Below are 22,569 nucleotides of genomic sequence, written 5' to 3'. Positions count from 1 at the left end.
GGCGGCTCCGGTCGGTTTCCGGGCCCGATGGTAACGCCCTGCTCAGCGCACCGCCGCCACCCGCCAGATGGTGTTGCCCACGTCGTCGGCCACCAGCAGCCCGCCCTTGCCGTCCAGTGCCACGCCCACCGGCCGGCCCCAGGCGCGGCCCTTGTCGTTGACGAAGCCGCCCAGGAATTCCACCGGCCGGCCCGTCGGGCGGCCATTGGCGAAAGGCACGAACACCACGTTGTAGCCGGCCAGGTCCTTGCGGTTCCAGGAGCCGTGCTGGCCGATGAAGGCGCCGCTGGCGTAGTTGGCCGGCATGCGCGCATCCGAGAAGGTCAGGCCCAGCGGCGCCACGTGCGCGCCCAGGCCGTAGTCCGGCGCGATCGCGCGCGCCACCATCTCCGGATTGGCCGGCTTCACGCGGGTGTCCACGTTGGCGCCCCAGTAGCTCAGGGCCAGCCGTAGAAGGCGCCGTCCTTGACGGAGGTGAGGTAGTCGGGCACCAGCTCGCTCCCCAGTTCGTCGCGTTCGTTCACGACCGTCCACAACACGCGGCTCTGCGGCTCCCAGCCCAGGCCGTTGGGATTGCGCAGGCCGCTGGCGAACAGGCGCTTGGCGCCGGTGGCGCGGTCCACTTCCCAGATGGCGGCGCGGCCTTGTTCGGACTCCATGCCGTTGTCGCCGATGTTGCTGTTGGAGCCGACGGTGGCGTACAGCTTGCTGCCGTCCGGGCTGGCGATGACGTTCTTGGTCCAGTGGTGGTTGGCGCCCGCGGGCAGGTCGGTCACCTTCACCGGTTGCGCCTGGCTGGTGGTCTGTCCCGGCTGGTAGGGCACCTTGACGATCGCGTCGGCGTTGGCGATGAACAGCTCGTTGCCCACCAGCGCCATGCCGAAGGGCGACACCAGTTTGGACAGGAACACCGTGCGGGTCTCGGCCACGCCGTCGCCGTCGGCGTCGCGCAGCAGCGTGATGCGGTCGGCGCTGGGCACGCCGGCGCCGGCGCGCTTCATCACGAAGCCCATCACCTTGCCGCGGATGCCTTCGGCGTGCACGTTCTTCGCGCCGTCCTTGGGGGCCGGCTTGTTGCTCTCGGCCACCAGCACGTCGCCGTTGGGCAGCGTGTAGACCCAGCGCGGATGCTCCAGCCCGCGGGCGAAGGGCGTGACGCGAAAGCCCTGCGGCGCGCGCGGCATGGCGCCTTCGGGCCAGCCTTCGGCCGGCGCGATGTTCACGGTCGGGATCAGGCTTTTCTCCGGCGCCGGCAAGGGCGGGTTGGGCCCCACGCCCGGCAGCGAGGCCTGCGAGATCATGCCGCCCGCGCAGGCCACCAGGGCGATGGCGGCCAGCGGGACGAGGATGCGGTTGCGGCGCGAGAGCTTTTTCATGCGCGCATGTTTGGCTGCCCTTGCGTTGCGCGCTGTAGGCGAATGCCGCATGTGCGGATTTTCGCGCTCAGCCTTGCATCCAGCCGGGCAGCAGCCGCACCAGCGCCAGGATGGCGATGCCCTGCGCGCCCGTGTAGTGCCAGAAGAGGGCGCTGTTGTCGAGCGTGGCCCGGGCATCGGGCCGCAGTGCGCCGGCGACCGAGCGGACAATCACGTAGCCGCCCATGACCAGCAGGACGGCGGCATGGAAGCCCTGCCAGGCGAGCATCGCCGCGACCGTCGCGCCCCAGGCGTGGTGCGTGGGCGCGAGCCCGGCGCGCAGGTGCGCGCCCAGGTCGAGCGCGAAGGCGCCGACCGAACACAGCGTCGCCAGCAGCACGGCCCAGCGCAGCAGGGCCTGGCCTTCCTGGCGCAGCCGGCGCAGCGCGAACAGCATGAGAGCGGACGCCGCCAGCAGCAGGCCCGCGGCCCATACGCCCCCACCCGGCAGTTGCGCGCCCGCCGGCGGACACACGTCCAGCTTCATCGACACGTGGATGTGCGCGAAGGCGAGCGAGGCGAACACGGTGGCATCCACCGCGGCCAGCACCACCATGGCCCACCAGGAATGCGAGGCCCGGCCGAAGGCCACGGCGGGCACGTGCACGCCTTCGCCGATCTGCGCGGTCGGTTGCGGCGGGGGCCGGTCTAGCTGCCACAGCCAGGCCACGATGGCGGCGATCGCCACGATGCCGCAGGCCGTGGCCGCCAGGTACCAGGACACCGTCAGCAGCAGGAAGAATCCCGCCGTGCCGACAGCGGCGACGAAGTGCATCCAGCCGTCGCCGGGCAAGCGGATCAGGTGGCGGATCTCGGCGCGCAAGGGCGTGGTCAGCAGCGTCTCCCGGCCACCGAAGGCCGTGCCGGGCAGCCAGTGCCGGCCCTCCACCACCTGGCGCGCCAGCCCGGGCTGTTCCCACAGCGGGTCGCGCGAACGCACCTGCGGAATGCTGCGCACGCCGTAGTCTTCCTGGGGCAGCCACTCCAGCGAGGCGGCGTTCCAGGGGTTGCCGGCCTCCTGCTCGCGTTTCAGCAGCGCGCGCGCGAGGTCGAAGAAGGCGAGCAGCACGCCGGCGGCGAACACGAAGGCGCCGAGGGTGGACAGCAGGTTCCAGGTGTTCCAGCCGAGGCCGTCCGCGTAGGTGTAGACCCGCCGCGGCATGCCTTGCAGCCCCGCGATGTGCATCGGGAAGAAGGCGAGGTTGAAGCCCCCGAACATCAGGCCGAAGGTCCAGCGCGCCAGGCTCTCCGACATGGCATGGCCCTTGAGCAGCGGCGCCCAGTAGTACATGGCCGCGAACAGCGGGAACACCATCCCCCGATCAGCACGTAGTGCAGGTGCGCCACGATGAAGTAGGTGTCGTGCACCTGCCAGTCGAAGGGCACCACCGCCACCATCACGCCGGTGAGTCCGCCCAGCACGAAGATGAAGAAGAAGCCGAGCAGGAAGAGCGTCGGCGCGTTGATCGCCACGCGGCCCTTCCAGAAGCTGGCGATCCAGGCGAACACCTGCACGCCGCTCGGGATCGCCACCGCGAAGCTGGCAATGGCGGTGAGCACCAGCGCCAGCGGGCCGAGGCCGGCGGTGAACATGTGGTGGATCCACAGCAGGAAGCTGATCGCGCCCACGCCCACCAGCGCCCAGGCCACCGCGCGGTAGCCCACCAGCGGCGTCTGCGCCAGCGTGGGCACCATCATCGACACCATGCCGGCGGCCGGCAGGAAGATGATGTAGACCTCGGGATGGCCGAAGAACCAGAACAGGTGCTGCCACAGCAGCGGGTCGCCGCCGCGCGCCGGGATGAAGAAGGGCCAGTCGAGCGCGCGCTCCAGTTCCAGCAGGATGGTGCCGGCGATGATGGCCGGGAAGGCGAACACGATCATCAGCCCCGTCACCAGGCAAGCCCAGGCGAACAGCGGCATGCGCCACAGGCTCATGCCGGGCGCGCGCGTGCACAGCACGCCGACGATCAGCTCGATCGCGCCGGCGATGGCGGAGATCTCGATGAAGCCGATGCCCAGCAGCCACCAGTCCGCGCCGATGCCGGGGAATGCTCCTTGCCCGTGAGCGGCGGGTACATGAACCAGCCGCCGTCGGGCGAGGCGCCGAAGAAGATGGTGCAGAAGAACACCGCGCCGCCGATCGCATAGGCCCAGAAGGCATACGCGGACAGGCGCGGGAAGGGCAGGTCGCGCGCGCCGAGCATGTTGGGCAGCTGCCAGACGGCCACCGCCTCCACCACCGGCACGGCGAACAGGAACATCATCACCGTGCCGTGCATGGTGAAGAGCTGGTTGAAGGTGGACGCATCCACCAGCGTGTTGCCCGGCACCGCCAGTTGCGCGCGCATCAGCAGCGCCAGCACGCCGGCGCCGACGAAGAACAGCAGCGCGGTGGCCAGGTAGTACAGGCCGATCTGCGTGTTGTTGACGGCGGTCAGCCGCCGCCAGCCGGTGGGCGGCTCCCAGGCACGCTGCAGTGCCTCGAGTTCGCCGGCCGGTCTCGGCAAGCGGTTCGGCAATTCGTCATCCCCGCGCTTCCCGTCATCCCCGCGCAGGCGGGGACCCAAGGCGTCCGCGTTCACTTGAGCGCCCCCAGCCATTCCGAGATCGCGGCGATGGTCTCGTCCCCCAGCCTTTCATAGGAAGGCATGCGGGCCCCGCTCTTGAGCTTCTGCACGTGCGCGATCCATTGCCGCCGTCCCGCCTCCGTATTCGGCAGCGTCCCCGCCGCCAGCTGCAGCCGGCTGCCCACGTGCGTGAGATCGGGCCCGAGACGGGACTCGCCCGTCACGCCGCGCACCGCATGGCAGGCATCGCAGCGCTGCGCGAGGAAAGCCTGCCGGCCGGCCTCCTGCGCGGGTGTCGCCATCGCCGGCTGCGCCTGCGCCGCCAACCAGGCATCGAACTCCGCGGGCGGCAGCGCCACCACGTGCAGCGCCATGTTGGCGTGCTGCTCGCCGCAGAACTCGGCGCACTGGCCGCGGTAGGTGCCGGGCCGGTCCGCCGTCAGTTGCAGGTGCTGCAGCCGCCCAGGCACCATGTCCAGCTTGCCCGCGAGCTGCGGCACCCAGAAGCTGTGGATCACGTCGGCGCTGTCCAGCGCCAGGAACACCGGCCGGCCGACCGGGATGCGGATCTCGTTGGCGGTGCGCACCGCCGCATCGCCGTACTGCACGTCCCACCACCACATGTGGCCGGTCACGCGCACCACCAGCGCGCCGGGCGCGGGCACGGGCTTCCACGAGGGCGTCTTCGGCAGGGTCCAGGCGAACAGCGCCGCCAGCACCGCGCCGGGGAACACCAGGCCGCCGCCGACCACCCACAGCCGCGCGTTCACCGTGCCCGCACGCCGCCGCAGCGAGCGCGCCAGCAACAGCATCACGCCGGCGAGGATCAGCCCGCCGCCGATGAACAGCACCCACGCAATCGTTTCGATGGAACGTGCCGCCTCGCCGGCTGCCTGCATCACGCCGCCCACGTTCACTCCAGCGACATGAGGTAGGCCGCCATGGCTTCCGCCTCGGGCGGCGACACCCCATGCTGGGCATCTTCGTTCCCGGCACCAGCGACTGCGGCGCGACGATCCAGCGCGCCAGCAGCTCGGGCCGGTTGGGCAGGCGGCCGGCGATGTAGCTGCGGTGGCGCCATCCGTCCAGCGGCGGCGCCATCACGCCGCGCGAGGCCGGCACGCCGGGAATCGCGTGGCAGGCGCCGCACTGGTACTGCGCGAGCAGCGCACGGCCGCGCTCGACGCGCTCCCCCTTGGCGGCCGCGAGGCCAGCTGCGAGCAGCAGGGCCAGCGGGACGGCAAGTTGGAACGTTGGCATCGGCGCATTCTGGCCCTCAGTTGCGCCGCCGTGGGCCAGAATCGCGCTCCATGCGCAAGAGACCGGTGCTCCTCGTCGCCGCCGCCACCGCGGCCGTCCTCGGCGTCGGCGCGGCAGTGGTCGGCGCCGCAGTGGTCTTCGGCGGCCTCTACGACGTGGCATCGACCACGCAACACTGGCAGCCGACCTACGCGTTGGTGGAGACGGCGATGCGCCAGTCGGTCCGCCTGCGCGCGCGCGACATCGCCGAGCCGCCGCTCGCGGACGAAGCGATGGCGCTGCGCGGCGCCGGCTGCTTTCGCGACAAGTGCCAGCAGTGCCACGGCGCACCGGGCGTGGCGCAGGACGACATCGGCAAGAGCATGCAGCCGCTGCCGGGGCCGCTGGTGGACGCGCGCCTGCACTGGCGCCCGCGCGAGCTCTACTGGCTCACGCGCCACGGCATCCGGATGAGCGGGATGCCGGCCTGGGAGTTCCGCCTGCGCGAGCAGGAGCTGTGGGAGCTGGTGGCCTTCATGCAGCGGCTGCCGGACCTGAATGCGCCGCAGTATGCCGACTGGATGCGGCGGGCGCCGCCCGCACCCGCCTGCGGCGGCGAACTGCCGGCGGCCACCGCTGCCGCCGCCCCGCCGGATCTCGCACGCGGACGCATGGCACTGCACCAGCATGCCTGCAGTGCCTGCCACATCATCCCCGGCGTCACCGGCGCGCGCGTGCACGTGGGTCCGAGGCTGGATGGCATCGGCAGCCGGCGCACGATCGCGGGCACGCTGCCCAACACGCCGGAGAACATGGCGCGCTGGATCATGCACACGCAGCAGGTCAAGCCCGGCACGGCCATGCCGCAGCTGGGCGTGGGCGAGCGCGAGGCGCGCGAGATGGGCCTACCTCGCGACCTTGAAGTAAGGCGGCTCAGGACAGCCAGACGCGCATCTTGCGGCAGGCGGCCTCGCTGGCCAGCAGGTCGAGGTGGTGCACGCCGCGCGCCACCCACGTGCGCGAGGCCGGAAGGTGCAGGTCGTGCGTGGCGCGGGGATGGCGGCCCAGCGCGCTGGCGACGCTGACCAGTCCGTCGCCCCAGGACGGGTCCCGGCCCTTGCCGAGCGCGCCGGCGATCGCGTAGCAGGCCACGCCCTGGGGCAGCGCGACGGGTGTGCGGGTGTCGCGGTGCGCGAAGCGGCCGCTGCGCCAGTCGCTTTCCAGCAGGTTGCCGTGGCGCAGGTCGGTGATGCCGTCGCTGCGCAGGCGGCCCAGCCGGGAGAAGGGGGCCAGGTAGGGACTCACGCCCAGGACCGTGTGCAGCCAGTTGCCGGCGCGCTCCAGCGCTGCACCCTGGTGCGGCGTGCCCAGGAACACCATCTTGCGCAGCAGGCCGGGCCAGGCCATGCCTGCTTCGAGCGCCTGTCGCACCGCGCTGCGCGCCACCAGGCCACCCATGCTGTGGCCGACGATGGCCAGGCTCTCCAGCGGCATGGGCCATCGCGCCACGAGTTCCTGCAGTTTCGCGGCGAGTTCGGCCGCGTTTTGCGAGACGTGGCGGCCCGAGTTGTAGCGCAGGTACACGGGCGTGCAGTCCAGCGACCGCGCGAGGCTGGTGCCGTGGTCGTGGCCGCCGCGCAGCCACTGGCCGTCGCTCATGCACAGTCCGTGCACCAGGAGCAGCACGCGCGGCCGCGGGGGTCCGCGCACCACCAGCTCCATCGGGATCGCCAGGGGATTTCCGGTGCGCGCGAGGTGGTCGCCCAGCACGCCGTTGAGCGCCGCGAGGATCGCCTGGCGCCGGGGTCCTTCTCCCACGGTCGCGTCGCCCTCGGCCGGTTGCTGCAGCATTCGCTGCACCCCGGCCAGCAGCGCATCCAGCCCGAGGCCGACCAGCCCGCTGGTGCCGCGGACGGTGCGGTACACGAAGCCCGCGATGCCGCCCGCCGGCCGCGGCGCGACGGTGCCCAGGGGTGGCGCCAGCCGCGCGATGTTGCCGTGCAGTCCTTCGGCGATGTGTGTCACGCCCTGCACGCCGTCGACCGCCAGCCGGACCGAGCCGCGCAGGTCGGCGATGCGCACGAGCGGGCGCTTGCCGGCGGAAGGTGCAGCGGGTCGGGACGGGGACATCGCCGGCCAGTGTATGCCCCCACGCGCGGCGTCCGGCGCCCGCTTGCGCTAGTCTTCCGGCCCGTGGATTCCATTTCCCAGATCGCGCTCGGCGCCGCCGTCGGCATCGCCACCATGGGCCGCCGCACGGCGCTGTGGAAGGCCGCCCTGTGGGGCGGCATCGCCGGCACGCTGCCGGACCTGGACGTGGTGATCGACCATGGCGACGCGCTGCGCAACATGACCATGCACCGCGGCGCCAGCCATTCGCTGTTCTGGCTGAGCGTCGTGTCACCGCTCATGGCGGCCTTGCCCGCGGCGGTCCACCGCGAACGACCCTTGTTCACGCGCTGGTGGCTGGCGATGTGGCTCGCGCTCGTCACCCATCCGCTGCTGGATGCGATGACGGTCTATGGCACGCGCCTGCTGCTGCCCTTCAGCGACCATCCCTTCGCCGTCGGCAGCGTGTTCATCATCGATCCGCTGTACACCGTGCCGCTGCTGGTGGGCGTGGGCATCGCGCTGAGCCGCCGCGACGGCGCGCGGCTGCGCTGGAACGGCGCGGGGCTGGCGCTGTCCACGGCCTACCTGGCCTGGAGCGTGGTCGCCCAGGCGCAGGTGCGCGACGCCGCGCAGGAAGCGCTGGCCGCGCAGGGCGGCGGCCCGGCCACCCTGCTGGTCACGCCCACCCCTTCAACACCGTGCTGTGGCGGGTGGTGGCGATCGGCCCGGACGGCAGCTACCGGGAAGGTTTCCGCTCGCTGTTCGACGGCCACGACCTGCGCTGGCGCAGCTCGACGTGGCGCCGCGCCTGCGCCAGGAGCTCGCCGGCATCGAGGGCGTGCGGCGGCTGGCGCATTTCTCGCAGGGCTTCTACAAATTGCACGAGCGCCAGGGCCACGCCTGGATCACCGACCTGCGCATGGGCCAGGAGCCGCACTACACCTTCTCCTTCGTGGTGGCGCGCCGCAACGGCGAAGGATGGGTACCGGTGCAGCCGCAGGGCGGGGGTTCGCGCGGCGACGTGGGCCGCGCCCTCGCATGGCTGTGGCAGCGCCTGCCCGGGCGCGACATCCCGCCGCCGTTCTGAGCGCTCAGGCCTGCAGGCGCGACAGCGTGAAGATCACCAGCAGCCCGGTGGCCGCAGCGATGGCGGAGGACTGCTGGAACTGGTGGCTCTCCGCTTCCGGCACCAGCTCGGTCATCGTCAGGTAGAACATCGCGCCGGCGCCGGCAGCGAGCAGCAGGCCCAGCGTGGACTGCGGCAGCGAGCGCAGCAGGAACCAGCCGGCCATGGCAGAGACGAACAGCGACACCCCGATCAGGCTGGTCCATCCCAGGATGCGGCGGGTCTGGTGTTCGCCACCCTTTTCGTGGACCAGGTCGCCGATGCTCATGGCCTCGCTGAGGTTGTCGATCACGATGGCCAGGCCCACGATCATCCCCAGCGAGGGATCGGCGGCCGCGCTGATCCCGATGGTGAGGCCTTCGACCAGTTCCTCGGCGCTGGTGCCGCCCGCCAGCACGGTCACGTCGTCGCCACGCTGGCCGCGCCGGCGCTGCACGCTGCGCACCCAGTTGCGCTGCGCCGCCTTGTCGCCGGCGCTGGCGCCGCGGTGCACGAACAGGTCCAGGGCGTAGAGCACGGCGAAACCCGCCGCGAAGCCGCCCACGGCGATCGGCAGCGAGGCCACTTCGGCGGCCTTGGGCAGCATCTCGAAGGCGAAGGCGCCCAGCAGGGCACCGGCGGCGAAGCCCACCGCGATCGACAGGCGAGCGTGCCCGGGCGCCACCAGAGGGACACCAGGCCGCCCAGGGGCGAGGCGAGCGCCCCGGCCAGCGCGATGGCGAGCAGCATGCCGAATTCCATGGGGGCGAGGTTAGTCCCAGCCGGTGCGCGCGGGGTGGGCTCGCGCGCGCGGCGCGACGGAGGGTCTCTCCCACCGTCGCGGCAGGAGCCGTGAGGGCCGAAACCTATAATCAAAGGTTCAGCTGGACCCCCATGAGCACCCCCAATTCACCGTCGCCGACATCCGCCAGACCTTCCTCGATTTCTTCAAGGACCGGGGGCACACGGTGGTGGACTCGAGCCCGCTGGTGCCGGGCAACGACCCGACGCTGATGTTCACCAACTCGGGCATGGTGCAGTTCAAGGACGTGTTCCTCGGCACCGACAAGCGTCCCTACGTGCGCGCGGCATCCGTGCAGGCGTGTCTCCGCGCCGGCGGCAAGCACAACGACCTGGAGAACGTGGGCTACACGGCGCGGCACCACACCTTCTTCGAGATGCTGGGCAACTGGTCCTTCGGCGACTACTTCAAGCGCGAGTCGCTCAAGTGGGGCTGGGAACTGCTGACGCAGGTGTACAAGCTGCCGGCCGAGCGGCTCTGGGCCACCGTCTACATCGACGACGACGAGGCCTACGACATCTGGACCAAGGAGATCGGCCTGCCGCCGGAGCGCGTGGTGCGCATCGGCGACAACAAGGGCGCCAAGTACGCCAGCGACAACTTCTGGATGATGGCCGACACCGGCCCCTGCGGCCCGTGCTCGGAGATCTTCTACGACCACGGCCCGCACATCGCCGGCGGCCCCGGGCAGCCCGGACCAGGACGGCGACCGCTACATCGAGATCTGGAACCACGTGTTCATGCAGTTCGACATGCAGCCCGACGGGTCGCTGCGCCCGCTGCCCGCGCCCTGCGTGGACACCGGCATGGGCCTGGAGCGGCTGGCCGCGATCCTGCAGCACGTGCACAGCAACTACGAGATCGACATCTTCGACGCGCTGATCATCGCCGCCGCCCGCGAGACCAAGACGCAGGACCTGAGCAACCCCTCTCTGCGCGTGATCGCCGACCACGTGCGTGCCACCTCCTTCCTGGTGGCCGACGGCGTGATCCCCTCGAACGAAGGCCGCGGCTACGTGCAGCGGCGCATCATCCGCCGCGCCATCCGCCACGGCTACAAGCTGGGCCAGAAGAAGCCCTTCTTCCACAAGCTGGTGCCCGACCTCGTGAGGATGATGGGCGAGGCCTATCCGCACCTGGCCAAGGCGCAGCAGCGCGTGATGGAAGTGCTCAAGGCGGAAGAGGAGCGCTTCTACGAGACGCTGGAAAACGGCATGGAGATCCTGGACGCGGCCCTGGGCGGCGGCCAGCAGGTGCTGCCGGGCGAGGTGGCCTTCAAGCTGCACGACACCTACGGCTTCCCGCTGGACCTGTCGGCCGACGTCTGCCGCGAGCGCGGCGTGAGCGTCGACGAGGCCGGCTTCAACGCCGCGATGGAAAAGCAGAAGGCCGCGGGCCGCGCCGCCGGCAAGTTCAAGATGGACCGCGTGCTGGACTACGCCGGCGCCATCAACAAGTTCGTCGGCTACGAGAAAGCTGGAAGAGGGCGCGAAGATCGTCGCGATCTACGTCGACGGCACGCCGTCGGCGGCGCTCAAGAGCGGCCAGGAAGGCATCGTGGTGCTCGACTCCACGCCCTTCTACGCCGAGAGCGGCGGCCAGGTCGGCGACGAGGGCGTGCTGGAAAGCGGTTCGGCGAGCTTCCTGGTGCAGGACACGCAGAAGATCAAGGCCGACGTGTTCGGCCACCACGGACGCCTGGCGCACGGCACGCTGAACGTCGGCGACCACGTGAACGCCAAGGTGGACATGAAGCGGCGCGCCGCGACCGTGCGCAACCACTCGGCCACGCACCTGATGCACAAGGCACTGCGCGAAGTGCTGGGCTCGCACGTGCAGCAGAAGGGGTCGCTGGTGGATTCCGAGCGCACCCGCTTCGACTTCACGCACAACGCGCCGCTCACGCCGGAGCAGGTGCGCGAGATCGAGGCGCGCGTGAACGCCGAGATCCTGGACAACCACGCGACGCAGGCGCGCGTGATGGACATCGAGTCCGCCAAGGCGACCGGCGCCATGATGCTGTTCGGCGAGAAGTACGGCGAGTCCGTGCGCGTGCTGGACATCGGCTCCAGCCGCGAGCTGTGCGGTGGCACGCACGTGCAGCGCACCGGCGACATCGGCCTGTTCAAGGTGGTGGGCGAAGGCGGCGTCGCCGCGGGCGTGCGCCGCATCGAGGCGGTGACCGGCGCCAACGCGCTGGCCTACCTGCAGCAGCTGGAAAACACGGTGCAGACGGTGGCCGGATCGCTGAAGACGGCGCCCATGGAGCTGCAGGGCCGCGTGACGCAGGTGCTGGAGCAGGTGCGCAGCCTCGAGAAGGAAGTGGCGCAGCTGAAAGGCAAGCTGGCGTCCTCGCAGGGCGACGACCTGGTCAGCCAGGCCGTGGACGTCAAGGGCATCAAGGTGCTGGCGGCCCGCCTGGACGGCGCGGACGCGAAGGCGCTGCGCGACACCATGGACAAGCTCAAGGACAAGCTGAAGTCCGCGGCCATCGTGCTGGCGACGGTGGACGGCGCCAAGGTGCAGCTGGCCGCCGGCGTCACCGCCGACAGCATGGGCAAGGTCAAGGCCGGCGACCTGGTGAACTTCGTCGCCCAGCAGGTGGGCGGCAAGGGCGGCGGCAAGGCCGACATGGCCATGGCCGGCGGGACCGATGCGAGCAAGCTGGCGGGGGCGCTGAGCTCCGTGCAGGGGTGGGTGGCCGAGCGGGTTTGAGTCCGACCCGCGGTTCGCTCGTAGGCTGGCGGTGAGGCGCAGCCGAACCCCAGCGCTGGGGTTCCTGCGTCACCCCAGCCTACGGAACACCACGTCCCACACCCCGTGGCCCAGGCGCAGGCCCCGGTTCTCGAACTTCGTCAGCGGCCGGTACTCCGGCCGCGGCGCGAATCCCTCCGCGGTGTTCTGCAGCGCGGGCTCCGCCGACAGCACCTCCAGCATCTGCTGCGCATACGGCTCCCAGTCGGTGGCGCAGTGGATGTAGCCGCCTCTTTCCAGCCGTGGCAGCAGCTTGGCCACGAAGTGCGGCTGCACCAGCCGCCGCTTGTTGTGCCTGGCCTTGTGCCAGGGATCCGGGAAGAAGATGTGCACGCCCGCAAGTGAGGCAGCGGGCAGCATGTGGTCCAGCACTTCCACCGCGTCGTGCTGGACGATGCGAATGTTGGTCAATCCCAGGTCCCCGATGCGCTTGAGCAAGGCGCCCACGCCGGGCGTGTGGACCTCGCAGCACAGGAAATTCTTCTCCGGCATCAGGCCGGCGATGTGCGCCGTGGCTTCGCCCATGCCGAAGCCGATCTCCAGCACGGTCGGCGCCGTGCGGCCGAACATTGCGGCGAGGTCCACCGGATGCGGCTGGTAGGACACCAGGTACTTCGGGCCCAGCGTTTCGATCGCCTTGGCCTGGCCGATGGTGGTGCGGCCCGTGCGCAGCACATAGCTGCGGATGCCGCGGGGATGGGGCACGCTCTCGGGCGTGTTCGATTCGTCGCTCATGCCCCGATTGTCCCCTACGGCCAGCGGCGGCCCCAGGAACGCACCGCTTCCGCCAGCGCGTCTGGCAACGTCCCTTCCGCGGGCAGCGCGATGCCCAGCACGGACGCGGCCGCCGCGACCGCGGCCCGCGGCTCGCGCAGGTCCAGCGGCGCCGCCCCGTTCTGCTTGGACAGCTTCTCGGCGTTGGGACCCAGCACCAGCGGCGCGTGCAGGTAGGAGGGCTGCGGGCAGCCCAGCGCCTGCTGCAGCAGCAGCTGGCGCGGCGTGTTGTCCACCAGGTCCGCGCCGCGCACCACGTGCGTGATGCCTTGTTCGGCGTCGTCGACCACCACGGCCAGCTGGTAGGCGAACAGTCCGTCGGCGCGCTTGAGGACGAAGTCGCCGACTTCCTGCGCCACGTCCTGCAGGTGCACGCCGACGCGGCGATCGGTCCATGCGACCGTGCCATCGGGAACGCGGAAGCGCCACGCGCGCGGCTCCTTGCCGCCCAGTCCCGCGCGGCAGGTCCCCGGATACACCAGCTCGCCGTGCCGCGTGCGCTCGCGTCCCTGCGCGCGCAGCGCCAGTTCGATGTCCTTGCGCGAGCAGGCGCAGGGATAGGCGCGCCCGGCCTGCACCAGGCGGTCCAGCGCGGACTGGTACAGCGGCGCGCGCGCCGACTGCCATTGCGGAATTTCGTCGGGCAGCAGGAAGCAGGCGGCGAGCTGGCGCAGGATCTCCTCGCCGGCGCCCGGCACGCAGCGCGGCGTGTCCACGTCCTCGATGCGCACCAGCCAGGCCCCGCCGTGCGCGCGCGCATCGAGCCAGCTCGCCAGCGCGGCCACCAGCGAGCCCGCGTGCAGCGGGCCGGTGGGCGAGGGCGCGAACCTGCCGCGGTAGCCGCTCATGCGGAACGGTGCCTTTCGAGCAGGGCCGTGCGCGTCTTCTGGCTCTCCAGCTGCGTCAGCCACCACTGCAGCGCGCGGCCGGGGCCCAGGTTGCCAGGACTGCGCCACGCATAGCTCAGCCGGAGGGTGCGGCGCGGCGCGCGCCGGATCTCGCGCACCACGAGGCGACCGCTTTCTATATAGGACGCGCCAGGGGCTCGGGCAGGAAGCCGCCGCCCAGGCCGCGCAGCTGTGCGTCCAGCTTGGCGCGCATGGTCGGCACGGTCAGCACGTCCTGCCCGGTCAGCAGGCCCAGCGTGAGCGCCAGGCTGCGCTGCAGCGCCGAATCGGACACCGCCACCACGCGATGCCGCACCAGCACGTCGTCGGCAATGGGTTCCGGAATGCCGACCAGGGGATGGTGCGGCGCGACCACGTACACGAACAGCAGGTCGCCCAGTTCATGGCTGTTGATGCCCGCGGTGGTGCCGGGCTCCACCACGACGCCGAGGGCCAGTTCGGCGCGGCCCGTCGTCACGGCCTCCAGCGTTCCCGCGAGCGCCTCCTCCCGCAGCCGCAGCCGCGTGGTCGGCTGCAGCGCATAGAAGGACTCGGCCAGCTCCATGACCGTGGACGCCGACAGCGCCGTGTCCACTGCGACCGTGAACTCGGCTTCCCAGCCGGTGGCCACCCGCTTGACGCGATTGGCCATGGTGTCGATGTCCTGCAGCAGCTGCTGGCCGGCTGACAGCAGCTCGCTGCCCGCCGGCGTCAGCCGCGCCTGGCGCGAGCTGCGGTCGAACAGCAGCACGTCCAGCGCGTCCTCGAGCTGGCGGATCCGGTAGGTGACCGCGCTGGGGACCAGCCCGAGCTCGCGCGCGGCCGCGGCGAAGCTGCCGTGCACGGCGACCGCCTGGACCACGCCGAGCGCGTCAGGCGTCAATACTTCACGCGGAGAGGACATTTTCGAGTCGATCGTTCGAATATTTTGAATGATGCCATCAAAAAACGGCTGAGTTCAAGGCTTTGGGGCGCACCTACAGTCCAACCATTCAAAGGAATTGACCCATGGTGACCCTTCGCAAATCCCAGGACCGCGGCTACGCCGACCACGGATGGCTGAAGTCCTTCCACAGCTTCTCCTTTGCCGGCTACTACGACCCGGAGCACATGGGCTACGGCAACCTGCGGGTGATCAACGAAGACCGCATTGCCCCAGGCACCGGCTTCGGCAACCACGGCCACCGGGACATGGAGATCATCAGCTACGTGCTGTCCGGCGAGCTGGCCCACCGGGACACCCTGGGCAACGTCAAGGGCATCCCGCCCGGAGAAGTGCAGCGGATGAGCGCGGGGCGCGGCGTGATGCACAGCGAGTTCAACCACGCCAAGGACCGCACCACCCACTTCCTGCAGATCTGGATCGAGCCCAACGAGACCGGCATCGAGCCCAGCTATGAACAGAAGCGCTTCCCCGACAGCGAAAAGCGCGGGCGGCTGCGCCTGGTCGCGTCGCCGGACGGCGCGGAAGGCTCCGTGCGCATCCACGCCGACGCCCGGCTGTACGCGGGCCTGTTCGATGGCGCGGAAAAGGCAACAATCGCGCTCGACCCGCAGCGCCCCGTCTACGTGCACCTGGTGCGCGGGGAGCTGTCGGTCAACGGCACCCGCCTGGCCGCCGGCGATGCCGCCAAGCTGCAAGGCGAGGCGCAACTCACCGTGGCCGAAGGCAAGGACGCCGAAGTGCTGGTGTTCGAACTGACGGAACACTGATCCTGGACGCTGTTTTCTTCACCAAGGAGCTTCGATGGCAACGCTGACTTCCAATGCCCCCGGTTACGCGGTCGATTCCACTACCGGCCTGGCGCTGACGCCCGCGCAGAATCTGGCGGCGCTGCTCGGGCGCATCCTGATCGCCGTGCTCTTCATCCCCGCGGGCTGGGGCAAGATCGGCGGCTTCGCCGGCACCGCCGGCTACATCGCCTCCAAGGGCATCCCGCTGCCGGAAGTGGCGACGGCGATCGCCATCGCCGCCGAGCTCGTGCTGGGCATCATGCTCGTGGTCGGGTTCAAGACGCGCTGGGCGGCATTGGGCCTGGCGATCTTCGTGGCCGTGATCACGCCCATGTTCCACAACTACTGGGCCATGCCGGAAGCGCAGGTCATGATGCAGAAGCAGGCCTTCTTCAAGAACTACGCCATCGTCGGCGGCCTGCTGGCGCTTGCCGCCTTCGGCGCCGGCGCGTACAGCATGGACGGGCGACGCCGGGTGCCCTGATTTCGCCCTGTCATGGCGGGCCTGACCCGCCATCCGCCTGCCTCACAAGAACAAGGGAGCCTCCATGGCCAATGTCGTCGTCGTCTACCACTCCGGCTACGGCCATACCCAGCGCCTGGCGCAGGCCGTTGCCGAGGGAGCCGGCGCGCCGCTGGTCGCGATCGACGCCGAGGGCAACCTGCCCGAAGGCGCCTGGGACCGGCTGGCCCAGGCGGACGCGATCGTGTTCGGCGCGCCCACCTACATGGGCGGGCCGAGCTGGCAGTTCAAGAAGTTCGCGGACGCCTCGTCCAAGCCCTGGTTCGGCGGGGCGTGGAAGGACAAGATGTTCGCGGGCTTCACGAACAGCGCCAGCATGAACGGCGACAAGTTCAGCACGCTCAGCTACTTCTTCACGCTCGCCATGCAGCACGGCGGCGTGTGGGTGGGCAACGGCATGATGCCGGCGAACTCCAAGGCCGCGCAGCGCAACGACGTGAACTACCTGGGGACCTTCAGCGGCGCGGTGTCGCAGTCGCCGGCCGACGCCTCGGTGCAGGAGATGCTGCCGGGCGACCTGGAAACGGGCCGGCAGTTCGGCCAGCGGGTGGCCGCGGCGGCGGCGCGCTGGAAGAAGTAAGCTCGGGGGCATGCCCCTCGCACAGCAGCTGAACGGAAACGAGAAGGACCTCGGCGGCGGCTTCCTGGTCCGCCGCCTGCTGCCCGACGCGCGCCGGCGCAGCGTCGGGCCCTTCATCTTCTTCGACCACTTCGGCCCCGCCGAGGAGCTGCCGGGCGTCAACCACGACGTGCGGCCCCATCCGCACATCGGCCTGGCCACGGTCACCTACCTGTTCGACGGCGCGATGATGCACCGCGACAGCCTGGGCACCGAACAGCTGATCGAGCCGGGCGCCATCAACTGGATGACCGCCGGCCGCGGCATCGTGCATTCCGAGCGCCGGCCCGCCCACCTGCGCGACACGCGCTTCGTGAACCACGGGCTGCAGCTGTGGACGGCGCTGCCGCTGTCGCACGAGGAGACCGAGCCTTCGTTCTCGCACACGCCCGCGAGCGCGATTCCGGAGGTGAGCGTCGGCGACGCGCGCGTGCGCGTGCTGGTGGGCGAAGCCTTCGGCGCGCGCTCGCCGGTGCCGGCGCTGTCGCCCACGCTCTACCTGGACGTGTGGCTGCCGGCCGGAGGCCACGTGGAGCTGCCGCCGCTGGCGCCGGAAGTGGCGCTGTACGCGGTGGAGGGCAGCATCGAGGTGGACGGCGAGCTGCTGCCGGAACGGCAGATGGGCACGCTGGTGGCCGGCCTGCCGGCGAAGCTGTTCGCCCCGGCCGGCGCGCGCGTGGTGCTGGTGGGCGGCGCGCCGCTGGATGCGCCGCGCCACATGTGGTGGAACTTCGTGTCCAGCCGCAAGGACCGCATCCTGCAGGCCAGCGCGGACTGGGAAGCGATGCGCATGCCGGCGGTGCCGGGGAGACGGAGTTCATTCCGCTGCCGCCGACGCGGTTCACGCCGCCGGAGCCGCGCTCCTAGCCGCGAGATTTCGGCGCCAGGTCGGCCTGCAGCGCTTCCCGTTCATCGAACACGAAGCACGTCCCCTGGAAGTGCGCCCCGCCGGTCTCCTCCAGGTACTTCAGGATCCCGCCCTCCAGCTGCCAGACATCCTGCAGCCCGGCCTCGCGCATCACCAGCGCCGCCTTCTCGCAGCGGATGCCACCGGTGCAGAAACTCACCACCGTCTTGCCTTGCAGGTCCTGGACGTGATCGCGCAGCGCCTCGGGGAACTCGCTGAATCTCTCCAGCCGCCAGTCGATGGCGCCCGCGAAGGTCCCGTAATCCACTTCGAAGGCATTGCGCGTGTCCAGCGTCACCACCGGCCGGCCCGCGTCGTCGTGCCCCTGGTCCAGCCAGCGCTTCAGCGTCCTGGCTTCCAGCGCCGGCGCGCGTCCGCCGCCGGCTGGATCGCCGGGTGGTTCATGCGGATGATCTCGCGCTTGTGCTTCACCAGCATCCGCCCGAAGGGCACCTCGGCCGACCAGCTCTCCTTGGCCTGCAGGTCGGCCAGGCGCGGGTCCGCGCGCAGGTGGGCCAGCAGCGCCCGCACGCCCTCCGGCGCGCCCGCGAGGAACAGGTTGATGCCTTCCTCGGCCAGCAGGATCGTGCCCTTGAGCCCCAGCGATTTCGCGCGCGCGAGCAAGGGCTCCCGCAGGCCGGCGGCGTCGGGCAGGGGCACGAACTTGTACGCGGAAATGTTCAGGACTTTGTTCACGGCAAGGGAATCTCTCCTGATGTCAAGGGGGCCGCGTTTCCTACAATCGAACCATGTTCGTGCACCTGCGCCTCCACACCGAATTCTCCGTCGTCGACGGCACCAACCGCATCGAGGAGATCGTGAAGGCGGCGGCGGCCGACAGCCAGCCGGCCCTGGGCATCACCGACCTCAACAACCTGTTCGGGGCGATCAAGTTCTACAAGGCAGCGCGCAGCGCCGGCCTGAAGCCGGTGATCGGCTGCGAACTCATGCTGCAGGGCCTGGGCAGCGACCCGGCCACGATCTCCCGGCTGGTGTTGCTGGTGCAGAACCACCGAGGCTACCTGAACCTGTGCGAGATCCTGGCGCGCGCCTGGACACGCAACGTGGTCCGGGCCCAGGCGATCGCGAAGCTCGAGTGGCTGCAGGAACTGGGCGAAGGCCTGATCCTGCTGTCCGGCGCGCAGGCCGGCCCGGTCGGGCAGGCCCTGCTGCAGGCCGACGAGAGCCGTGCGTCCGAAGTGGCGCTGCAGCTGGCGGGCCTGTTCCCGCACCGCTTCTACATCGAGCTGCAGCGGGCCGGCCGCAACGACGACGAGGCGCACGTGGCGGCCGCCGTGCAGCTGGCCGCGCGGCTGAAGCTGCCGGTGGTGGCCACCCATCCGGTGCAGTTCACCAAGGAAGACGACTACGAGGCGCACGAGGCGCGCGTGTGCATCTCCGAAGGCGAGATCCTGGGCAATGCCCGCCGGGTGCGCAAGTTCACCCGCGAGCAGTACTTCAAGACCGTGGCGCAGATGGAGGCGCTGTTCGAGGACATCCCTTCGGCGATCGCCAACACGGCGGAGATCGCGCGCCGCTGCAACCTGGTGCTGGAACTGGGCAAGCCGCGGCTGCCGAACTTCCCCACGCCCAACGGCATGCCGATCGAGGAGTACTTCCGCTACGCCTCGCACGAGGGCCTGAAGGAGCGGCTGCTGCACCTCTACCCGGATGCGGCGGAGCGCGAGAAGCAGCGCGCGCGCTACGAGGAGCGGCTGGAGTTCGAGCTGGGCACCATCCTGAAGATGGGCTTCCCCGGCTACTTCCTGATCGTGGGCGACTTCATCAACTGGGCGAAGAGCAACGGCTGCCCGGTGGGCCCGGGGCGTGGATCGGGCGCCGGCTCGCTGGTGGCCTACGCGCTGAAGATCACCGACCTCGATCCGCTGCAGTACAACCTGCTGTTCGAGCGCTTCCTGAACCCGGAACGCGTGTCGATGCCCGACTTCGACATCGACTTCTGCCAGGGCAACCGCGACCGCGTGATCGAGTACGTGAAGGAAAAGTACGGGCGCGACGCGGTGTCGCAGATCGCCACTTTCGGCACGATGGCTGCGCGCGCGGCCGTGCGCGACGTCGGGCGCGTGCTCGACATGAGCTACACCTTCTGCGACGGCATCAGCAAGCTGATCCCGAACAAGCCCGGCACGCACATCACGATCGCCGATGCCTTGAAGCAGGAGCCGATCCTGGCCGAGCGCTACCAGCGCGAGGACGAGGTCAAGACGCTGCTGGACCTGGCGCAGAAGCTCGAAGGCATGACCCGCAACGTCGGCATGCACGCCGGCGGCGTGCTGATCGCGCCGGGCAAGCTGACCGACTTCACGCCGCTGTACCAGCAGCCGGGCAGCGATTCGGCCGTCAGCCAGTACGACAAGGACGACGTGGAAGCGGCCGGCCTGGTGAAGTTCGACTTCCTGGGCCTCGCCACGCTGACCATCCTGGAGCTCGCGCGCCAGTTCATCGTGCAGCGGCATCCCGGGCAGGAGGGCTTCAACTTCGAAGGCGTGCCGCTGGACGACGCGGCGACCTACAAGCTCTTTTCCGACGGCAAGACCGAAGCCGTGTTCCAGTTCGAATCCCGCGGCATGCAGGGCATGCTGCGCGACGCGCGGCCCACGCGCCTGGAAGATCTGATCGCGCTGAACGCGCTGTACCGCCCGGGTCCCATGGACCTGATCCCCAGCTTCGTGGCGCGCAAGCACGGCCGCGAAACGGTGGAGTACCCGCATCCGGCGGTGGCAGGCATGCTCAGCGAGACCTACGGGATCATGGTCTACCAGGAGCAGGTGATGCAGACCGCGCAGATCCTGGGCGGCTACTCGCTCGGCGGCGCCGACCTGCTGCGCCGGGCCATGGGCAAGAAGAAGGCCGAGGAGATGGCCGAGCACCGCGAGCGCTTCCGCGCCGGTGCCGACAAGACGCACGGCATCCCCCAGGAGAAGGCCGACGAGATCTTCGACCTGATGGAGAAGTTCGCGGGCTACGGCTTCAACAAGTCGCACGCCGCCGCCTACTCGCTGCTGGCGTACCACACGGCCTGGCTGAAGGTCCATTACACGGCGGAGTTCTTCTGCGCCAACATGACCATCGAAATGGACAACACCGACAAGCTCAAGGTGTTGTTCGAGGACGCGGTCAACCGCTTCGGCCTCACCTTCGAGCCGCCGGACGTGAACCGCGGCACCTACCGCTTCGAGCCGATCTCCGACAAGGTGGTGCGCTACGGCCTGGGCGCGATCAAGGGCACGGGCCAGTCCGCGATCGAGGCGATCGTGGCGGCGCGCGAAGAGGGCGGCGCCTTCAAGAGCCTGTACGACTTCTGCTGCCGCGTGGACCGCGGCCGCATCAACAAGCGCACGGTGGAAGCGCTGATCAAGGCCGGCGCCTTCGATGCGCTGCAGATGAACCGCGCCTCGCTGGTCGCGTCGATCGATCGGGCCTTCGACTTCGCCAACGCGGCGGAGGCCAACGCCAACCAGGGCGGCCTGTTCGACATGGGCGACACGCACGGCGCCAGCCACCAGGAGCCCGAACTCGTGGAGGCCACGCCCTGGGGCGTGAAGGAGCGCCTGTCGCAGGAGAAGACCGCCATCGGCTTCTACCTTTCGGGCCACCTGTTCGACGAGGTCGAGCGCGAGGTGCGGCGCTTCTGCAAGCGGCGCATCGAGGAGCTGGTGGACACGCGCGAGCCGCTGCTGCTGGCGGGCATCGTCACCGACATGCGCATCATCAACGGCCAGCGCGGCAAGCTCGCCCTCTTCAAGCTGGACGACAAGAGCGATGCCATCGACGCGGCCGCCGACGAGGGCGTGTTCAACCCGCACCGCGCCTGGTTCAAGGACGACGAGCTGGTGGTGGTGATGGCCAAGCTGCAGCCGGACCGCTTCTCCGGCGGCTTCCGGCTGAACGTGCAGCAGATCTGGGACCTGGCCACCGCCCGCTGCCGCTTCGGCAAGTACCTCAAGGTGGCGGTCAACGGCGCTGCGCCGGACATCCAGCGGCTGCTGCGCGACTTCCCGCCCAGGCGCGAGATGTCGGAGCAGGGCGAACTGGTCCGCGGACTCGGCGTGCGGCTGCTGGTGCAGCGGGATGCGGCGGTGGCGGAACTGCAGCTGGGCGAACAGGCCAAGTTCTTCCCGAGCGACGCGGCGCTGGCCAGCTGGATGGCACAGGCGCACGGGGCTGGCGCAGATCGTCTACGAGAACTGAAAGGCCTGTCGGGGTTCGGCTTCGCGCTCACCCCGGCGCGGCGACCTGCCTGGCGCTCAGCTGCGCGGGCGGAACACGAGATCCGCGCCGTTGGGCACGCGGCCGGTCTCCGGATCGCGCGGCAGCACCTCGGTCTTGTCCAGGGCGCGCAGCACCGCTTCGTCCCAGGCCTTGTTGCCGCTGGCTTTCTTCAGGCGCTTGCCGACGATGGTCCCGTCGGGTGCCAGGCGCACCTCCACGACGGCTTCCAGGTTGCCGGTGACCACTTCGGTGAAGACGATGTTGGGCCGCACCTTCCCGATCACGCGGGCTGCCCAGCCCGCGGAAGGACCGGAGGACTGCGCCGCGGCACCGGTGGAAGAGGGCGCGCCCGTGCCGGCCATGCCCTGCATGCGCTTCATGTTCTCTTCGCGGATCGCCGCGAGCTTCTTCGCGTCGCGGGCTTCCTGCTCTTCCAGCTTGCGCCGCTTCTCTTCGTCCTTGCGCTTCGCCTCGGCCACCAGCTTCTGCTGCTCCAGCTTTTTCTTCGCGAGTTCCTCCTCGCGCTGCTTCTTCTTCTGCGCCTCGAGTTTCGCGCGCTGCTCCACGAGCTTGCGCTTTTCCAGCTCGCGCTTCTCCAGCTCGCGTTCGCGCTTCTCCCTTTCGCGCTCCAGCGCGATCTGCGCGTCGCGCTGCACCTGCGGGTCCGGTTGCGGGGGGCCTTCACCACCGGCTCGGGCGGTGCCTTCACCACGGGCTGCGGCGGGGGAGGAGGCGGCGGCTGCACTTCGCGTGGCGCCGCCTGCTGCGGCAGCGCCGACCACAGTTCGGCCTCGACCGCGGCATCCTGCGCGTCGCGCTTCCACTGCAGGCCGTGCATCAGTGCGGCCACCAGCAGGCCGTGCGCCAGCAGCGCGAGCGCGAAGCCGCGCAGCAG

Annotated in this window: 9 protein-coding genes and 8 pseudogenes; 8 read left to right on the top strand and 9 right to left on the bottom strand. The window is 70.2% G+C overall.

Features of this window, described 5'->3' with window-relative positions; all coding sequences use genetic code 11:
• Nucleotides 1-42 precede the first annotated feature (42 nt).
• The 3 genes and pseudogenes from HK415_RS11000 to coxB form a co-directional block, all read right to left on the bottom strand.
• Nucleotides 43-1,376: pseudogene (locus tag HK415_RS11000) on the bottom strand (PQQ-dependent sugar dehydrogenase).
• Nucleotides 1,377-1,443: 67 nt separating this feature from the next.
• Nucleotides 1,444-3,973: pseudogene (locus HK415_RS10995) on the bottom strand (cbb3-type cytochrome c oxidase subunit I).
• 23 nt (nt 3,974-3,996) lie between these two features.
• Nucleotides 3,997-4,896 (bottom strand): cytochrome c oxidase subunit II, encoded by a 900-nt coding sequence (gene coxB / locus HK415_RS10990; protein WP_309246660.1) that lies wholly within the window; start codon nt 4,894-4,896, stop codon nt 3,997-3,999.
• 30 nt (nt 4,897-4,926) lie between these two features.
• Here coxB and HK415_RS27020 point away from each other — a divergent pair.
• Nucleotides 4,927-5,712 (top strand): annotated as a pseudogene (locus HK415_RS27020) (c-type cytochrome); the annotation flags it as partial.
• Between the two features lie 445 nt (nt 5,713-6,157).
• On the opposite strand, the gene HK415_RS27015 reads toward HK415_RS27020, so the two are convergent.
• Nucleotides 6,158-7,354, bottom strand: coding sequence for an esterase/lipase family protein (locus HK415_RS27015; RefSeq protein WP_171558938.1), 1,197 nt, complete (start codon nt 7,352-7,354; stop codon nt 6,158-6,160).
• A 63-nt stretch (nt 7,355-7,417) separates the two neighbouring features.
• Here HK415_RS27015 and HK415_RS10975 point away from each other — a divergent pair, with 63 nt between their 5' ends.
• Nucleotides 7,418-8,548: a metal-dependent hydrolase gene (locus HK415_RS10975; protein WP_309246659.1), complete on the top strand. Its 1,131-nt coding sequence runs from the start codon at nt 7,418-7,420 to the stop codon at nt 8,546-8,548.
• A gap of 777 nt (nt 8,549-9,325) precedes the next feature.
• Nucleotides 9,326-11,958: pseudogene (gene alaS, locus HK415_RS10965) on the top strand (alanine--tRNA ligase).
• Nucleotides 11,959-12,027: 69 nt separating this feature from the next.
• On the opposite strand, the gene trmB reads toward alaS, so the two are convergent.
• The 3 genes and pseudogenes from trmB to HK415_RS10950 all read right to left on the bottom strand — a co-directional run bounded on the left by trmB (nt 12,028) and on the right by HK415_RS10950 (nt 14,562).
• Nucleotides 12,028-12,732 carry a tRNA (guanosine(46)-N7)-methyltransferase TrmB gene (gene trmB, locus HK415_RS10960; RefSeq protein WP_171558934.1) on the bottom strand — a complete coding sequence of 235 codons (705 nt, stop codon included), beginning with the start codon at nt 12,730-12,732 and terminating at the stop codon, nt 12,028-12,030.
• 14 nt (nt 12,733-12,746) lie between these two features.
• Complete coding sequence (gene gluQRS, locus HK415_RS10955) at nt 12,747-13,619, bottom strand: tRNA glutamyl-Q(34) synthetase GluQRS (protein WP_171558930.1); 873 nt, start codon at nt 13,617-13,619, stop codon at nt 12,747-12,749.
• Nucleotides 13,616-14,562: pseudogene (locus HK415_RS10950) on the bottom strand (LysR family transcriptional regulator). The gene gluQRS and the pseudogene HK415_RS10950 overlap by 4 nt, the downstream one beginning before the upstream one ends.
• 104 nt (nt 14,563-14,666) lie before the next feature.
• Between HK415_RS10950 and HK415_RS10945 the strand changes: the two are divergent.
• The 4 genes and pseudogenes from HK415_RS10945 (at nt 14,667) to HK415_RS10930 (ending at nt 17,401) form a co-directional block, all read left to right on the top strand.
• On the top strand, nt 14,667-15,371 hold the full coding sequence (locus HK415_RS10945; protein ID WP_171558927.1) for a pirin family protein: 705 nt from the start codon (nt 14,667-14,669) through the stop codon (nt 15,369-15,371).
• Nucleotides 15,372-15,405: 34 nt separating this feature from the next.
• Nucleotides 15,406-15,876 (top strand): DoxX family protein, encoded by a 471-nt coding sequence (locus tag HK415_RS10940; RefSeq protein ID WP_171558923.1) that lies wholly within the window; start codon nt 15,406-15,408, stop codon nt 15,874-15,876.
• Between the two features lie 64 nt (nt 15,877-15,940).
• On the top strand, nt 15,941-16,495 hold the full coding sequence (locus HK415_RS10935) for a flavodoxin family protein (RefSeq protein WP_171558920.1): 555 nt from the start codon (nt 15,941-15,943) through the stop codon (nt 16,493-16,495).
• Between the two features lie 10 nt (nt 16,496-16,505).
• Nucleotides 16,506-17,401: pseudogene (locus HK415_RS10930) on the top strand (pirin family protein).
• Here HK415_RS10930 and HK415_RS10925 read toward each other — a convergent pair.
• Nucleotides 17,398-18,137 (bottom strand): annotated as a pseudogene (locus HK415_RS10925) (sulfurtransferase). The pseudogenes HK415_RS10930 and HK415_RS10925 overlap by 4 nt on opposite strands.
• A 53-nt stretch (nt 18,138-18,190) precedes the next feature.
• On the opposite strand from HK415_RS10925, the pseudogene dnaE reads away from it, so the two are divergent.
• Nucleotides 18,191-21,653: pseudogene (gene dnaE, locus HK415_RS10920) on the top strand (DNA polymerase III subunit alpha).
• Between the two features lie 56 nt (nt 21,654-21,709).
• On the opposite strand, the gene tolA reads toward dnaE, so the two are convergent.
• Nucleotides 21,710-22,330, bottom strand: a complete 621-nt coding sequence (tolA, locus tag HK415_RS10915) for a cell envelope integrity protein TolA (protein WP_309246829.1) — start codon at nt 22,328-22,330, stop codon at nt 21,710-21,712.
• Nucleotides 22,331-22,569 lie beyond the last annotated feature (239 nt).

The sequence above is a fragment of the Ramlibacter montanisoli genome (genome assembly GCF_013087525.1).
Taxonomy (GTDB): Bacteria; Pseudomonadota; Gammaproteobacteria; order Burkholderiales; family Burkholderiaceae_C; genus Ramlibacter; species Ramlibacter montanisoli.
The sequence above is the reverse complement of the archived record's forward strand: the minus strand, read 5'-3'. Positions and strand labels throughout refer to the sequence as shown.

What these genes read in the sequence shown, in the direction of transcription:
- HK415_RS10945 (WP_171558927.1), top strand. Translation starts at nt 14,667, where the DNA reads ATGGTGACCCTTCGCAAATCCCAGGACCGCGGCTACGCCGACCACGGA.
- gluQRS (WP_171558930.1), bottom strand. Translation starts at nt 13,619, where the DNA reads ATGAGCGGCTACCGCGGCAGGTTCGCGCCCTCGCCCACCGGCCCGCTG.
- trmB (WP_171558934.1), bottom strand. Translation starts at nt 12,732, where the DNA reads ATGAGCGACGAATCGAACACGCCCGAGAGCGTGCCCCATCCCCGCGGC.
- HK415_RS27015 (WP_171558938.1), bottom strand. Translation starts at nt 7,354, where the DNA reads ATGTCCCCGTCCCGACCCGCTGCACCTTCCGCCGGCAAGCGCCCGCTC.
- HK415_RS10935 (WP_171558920.1), top strand. Translation starts at nt 15,941, where the DNA reads ATGGCCAATGTCGTCGTCGTCTACCACTCCGGCTACGGCCATACCCAG.
- HK415_RS10940 (WP_171558923.1), top strand. Translation starts at nt 15,406, where the DNA reads ATGGCAACGCTGACTTCCAATGCCCCCGGTTACGCGGTCGATTCCACT.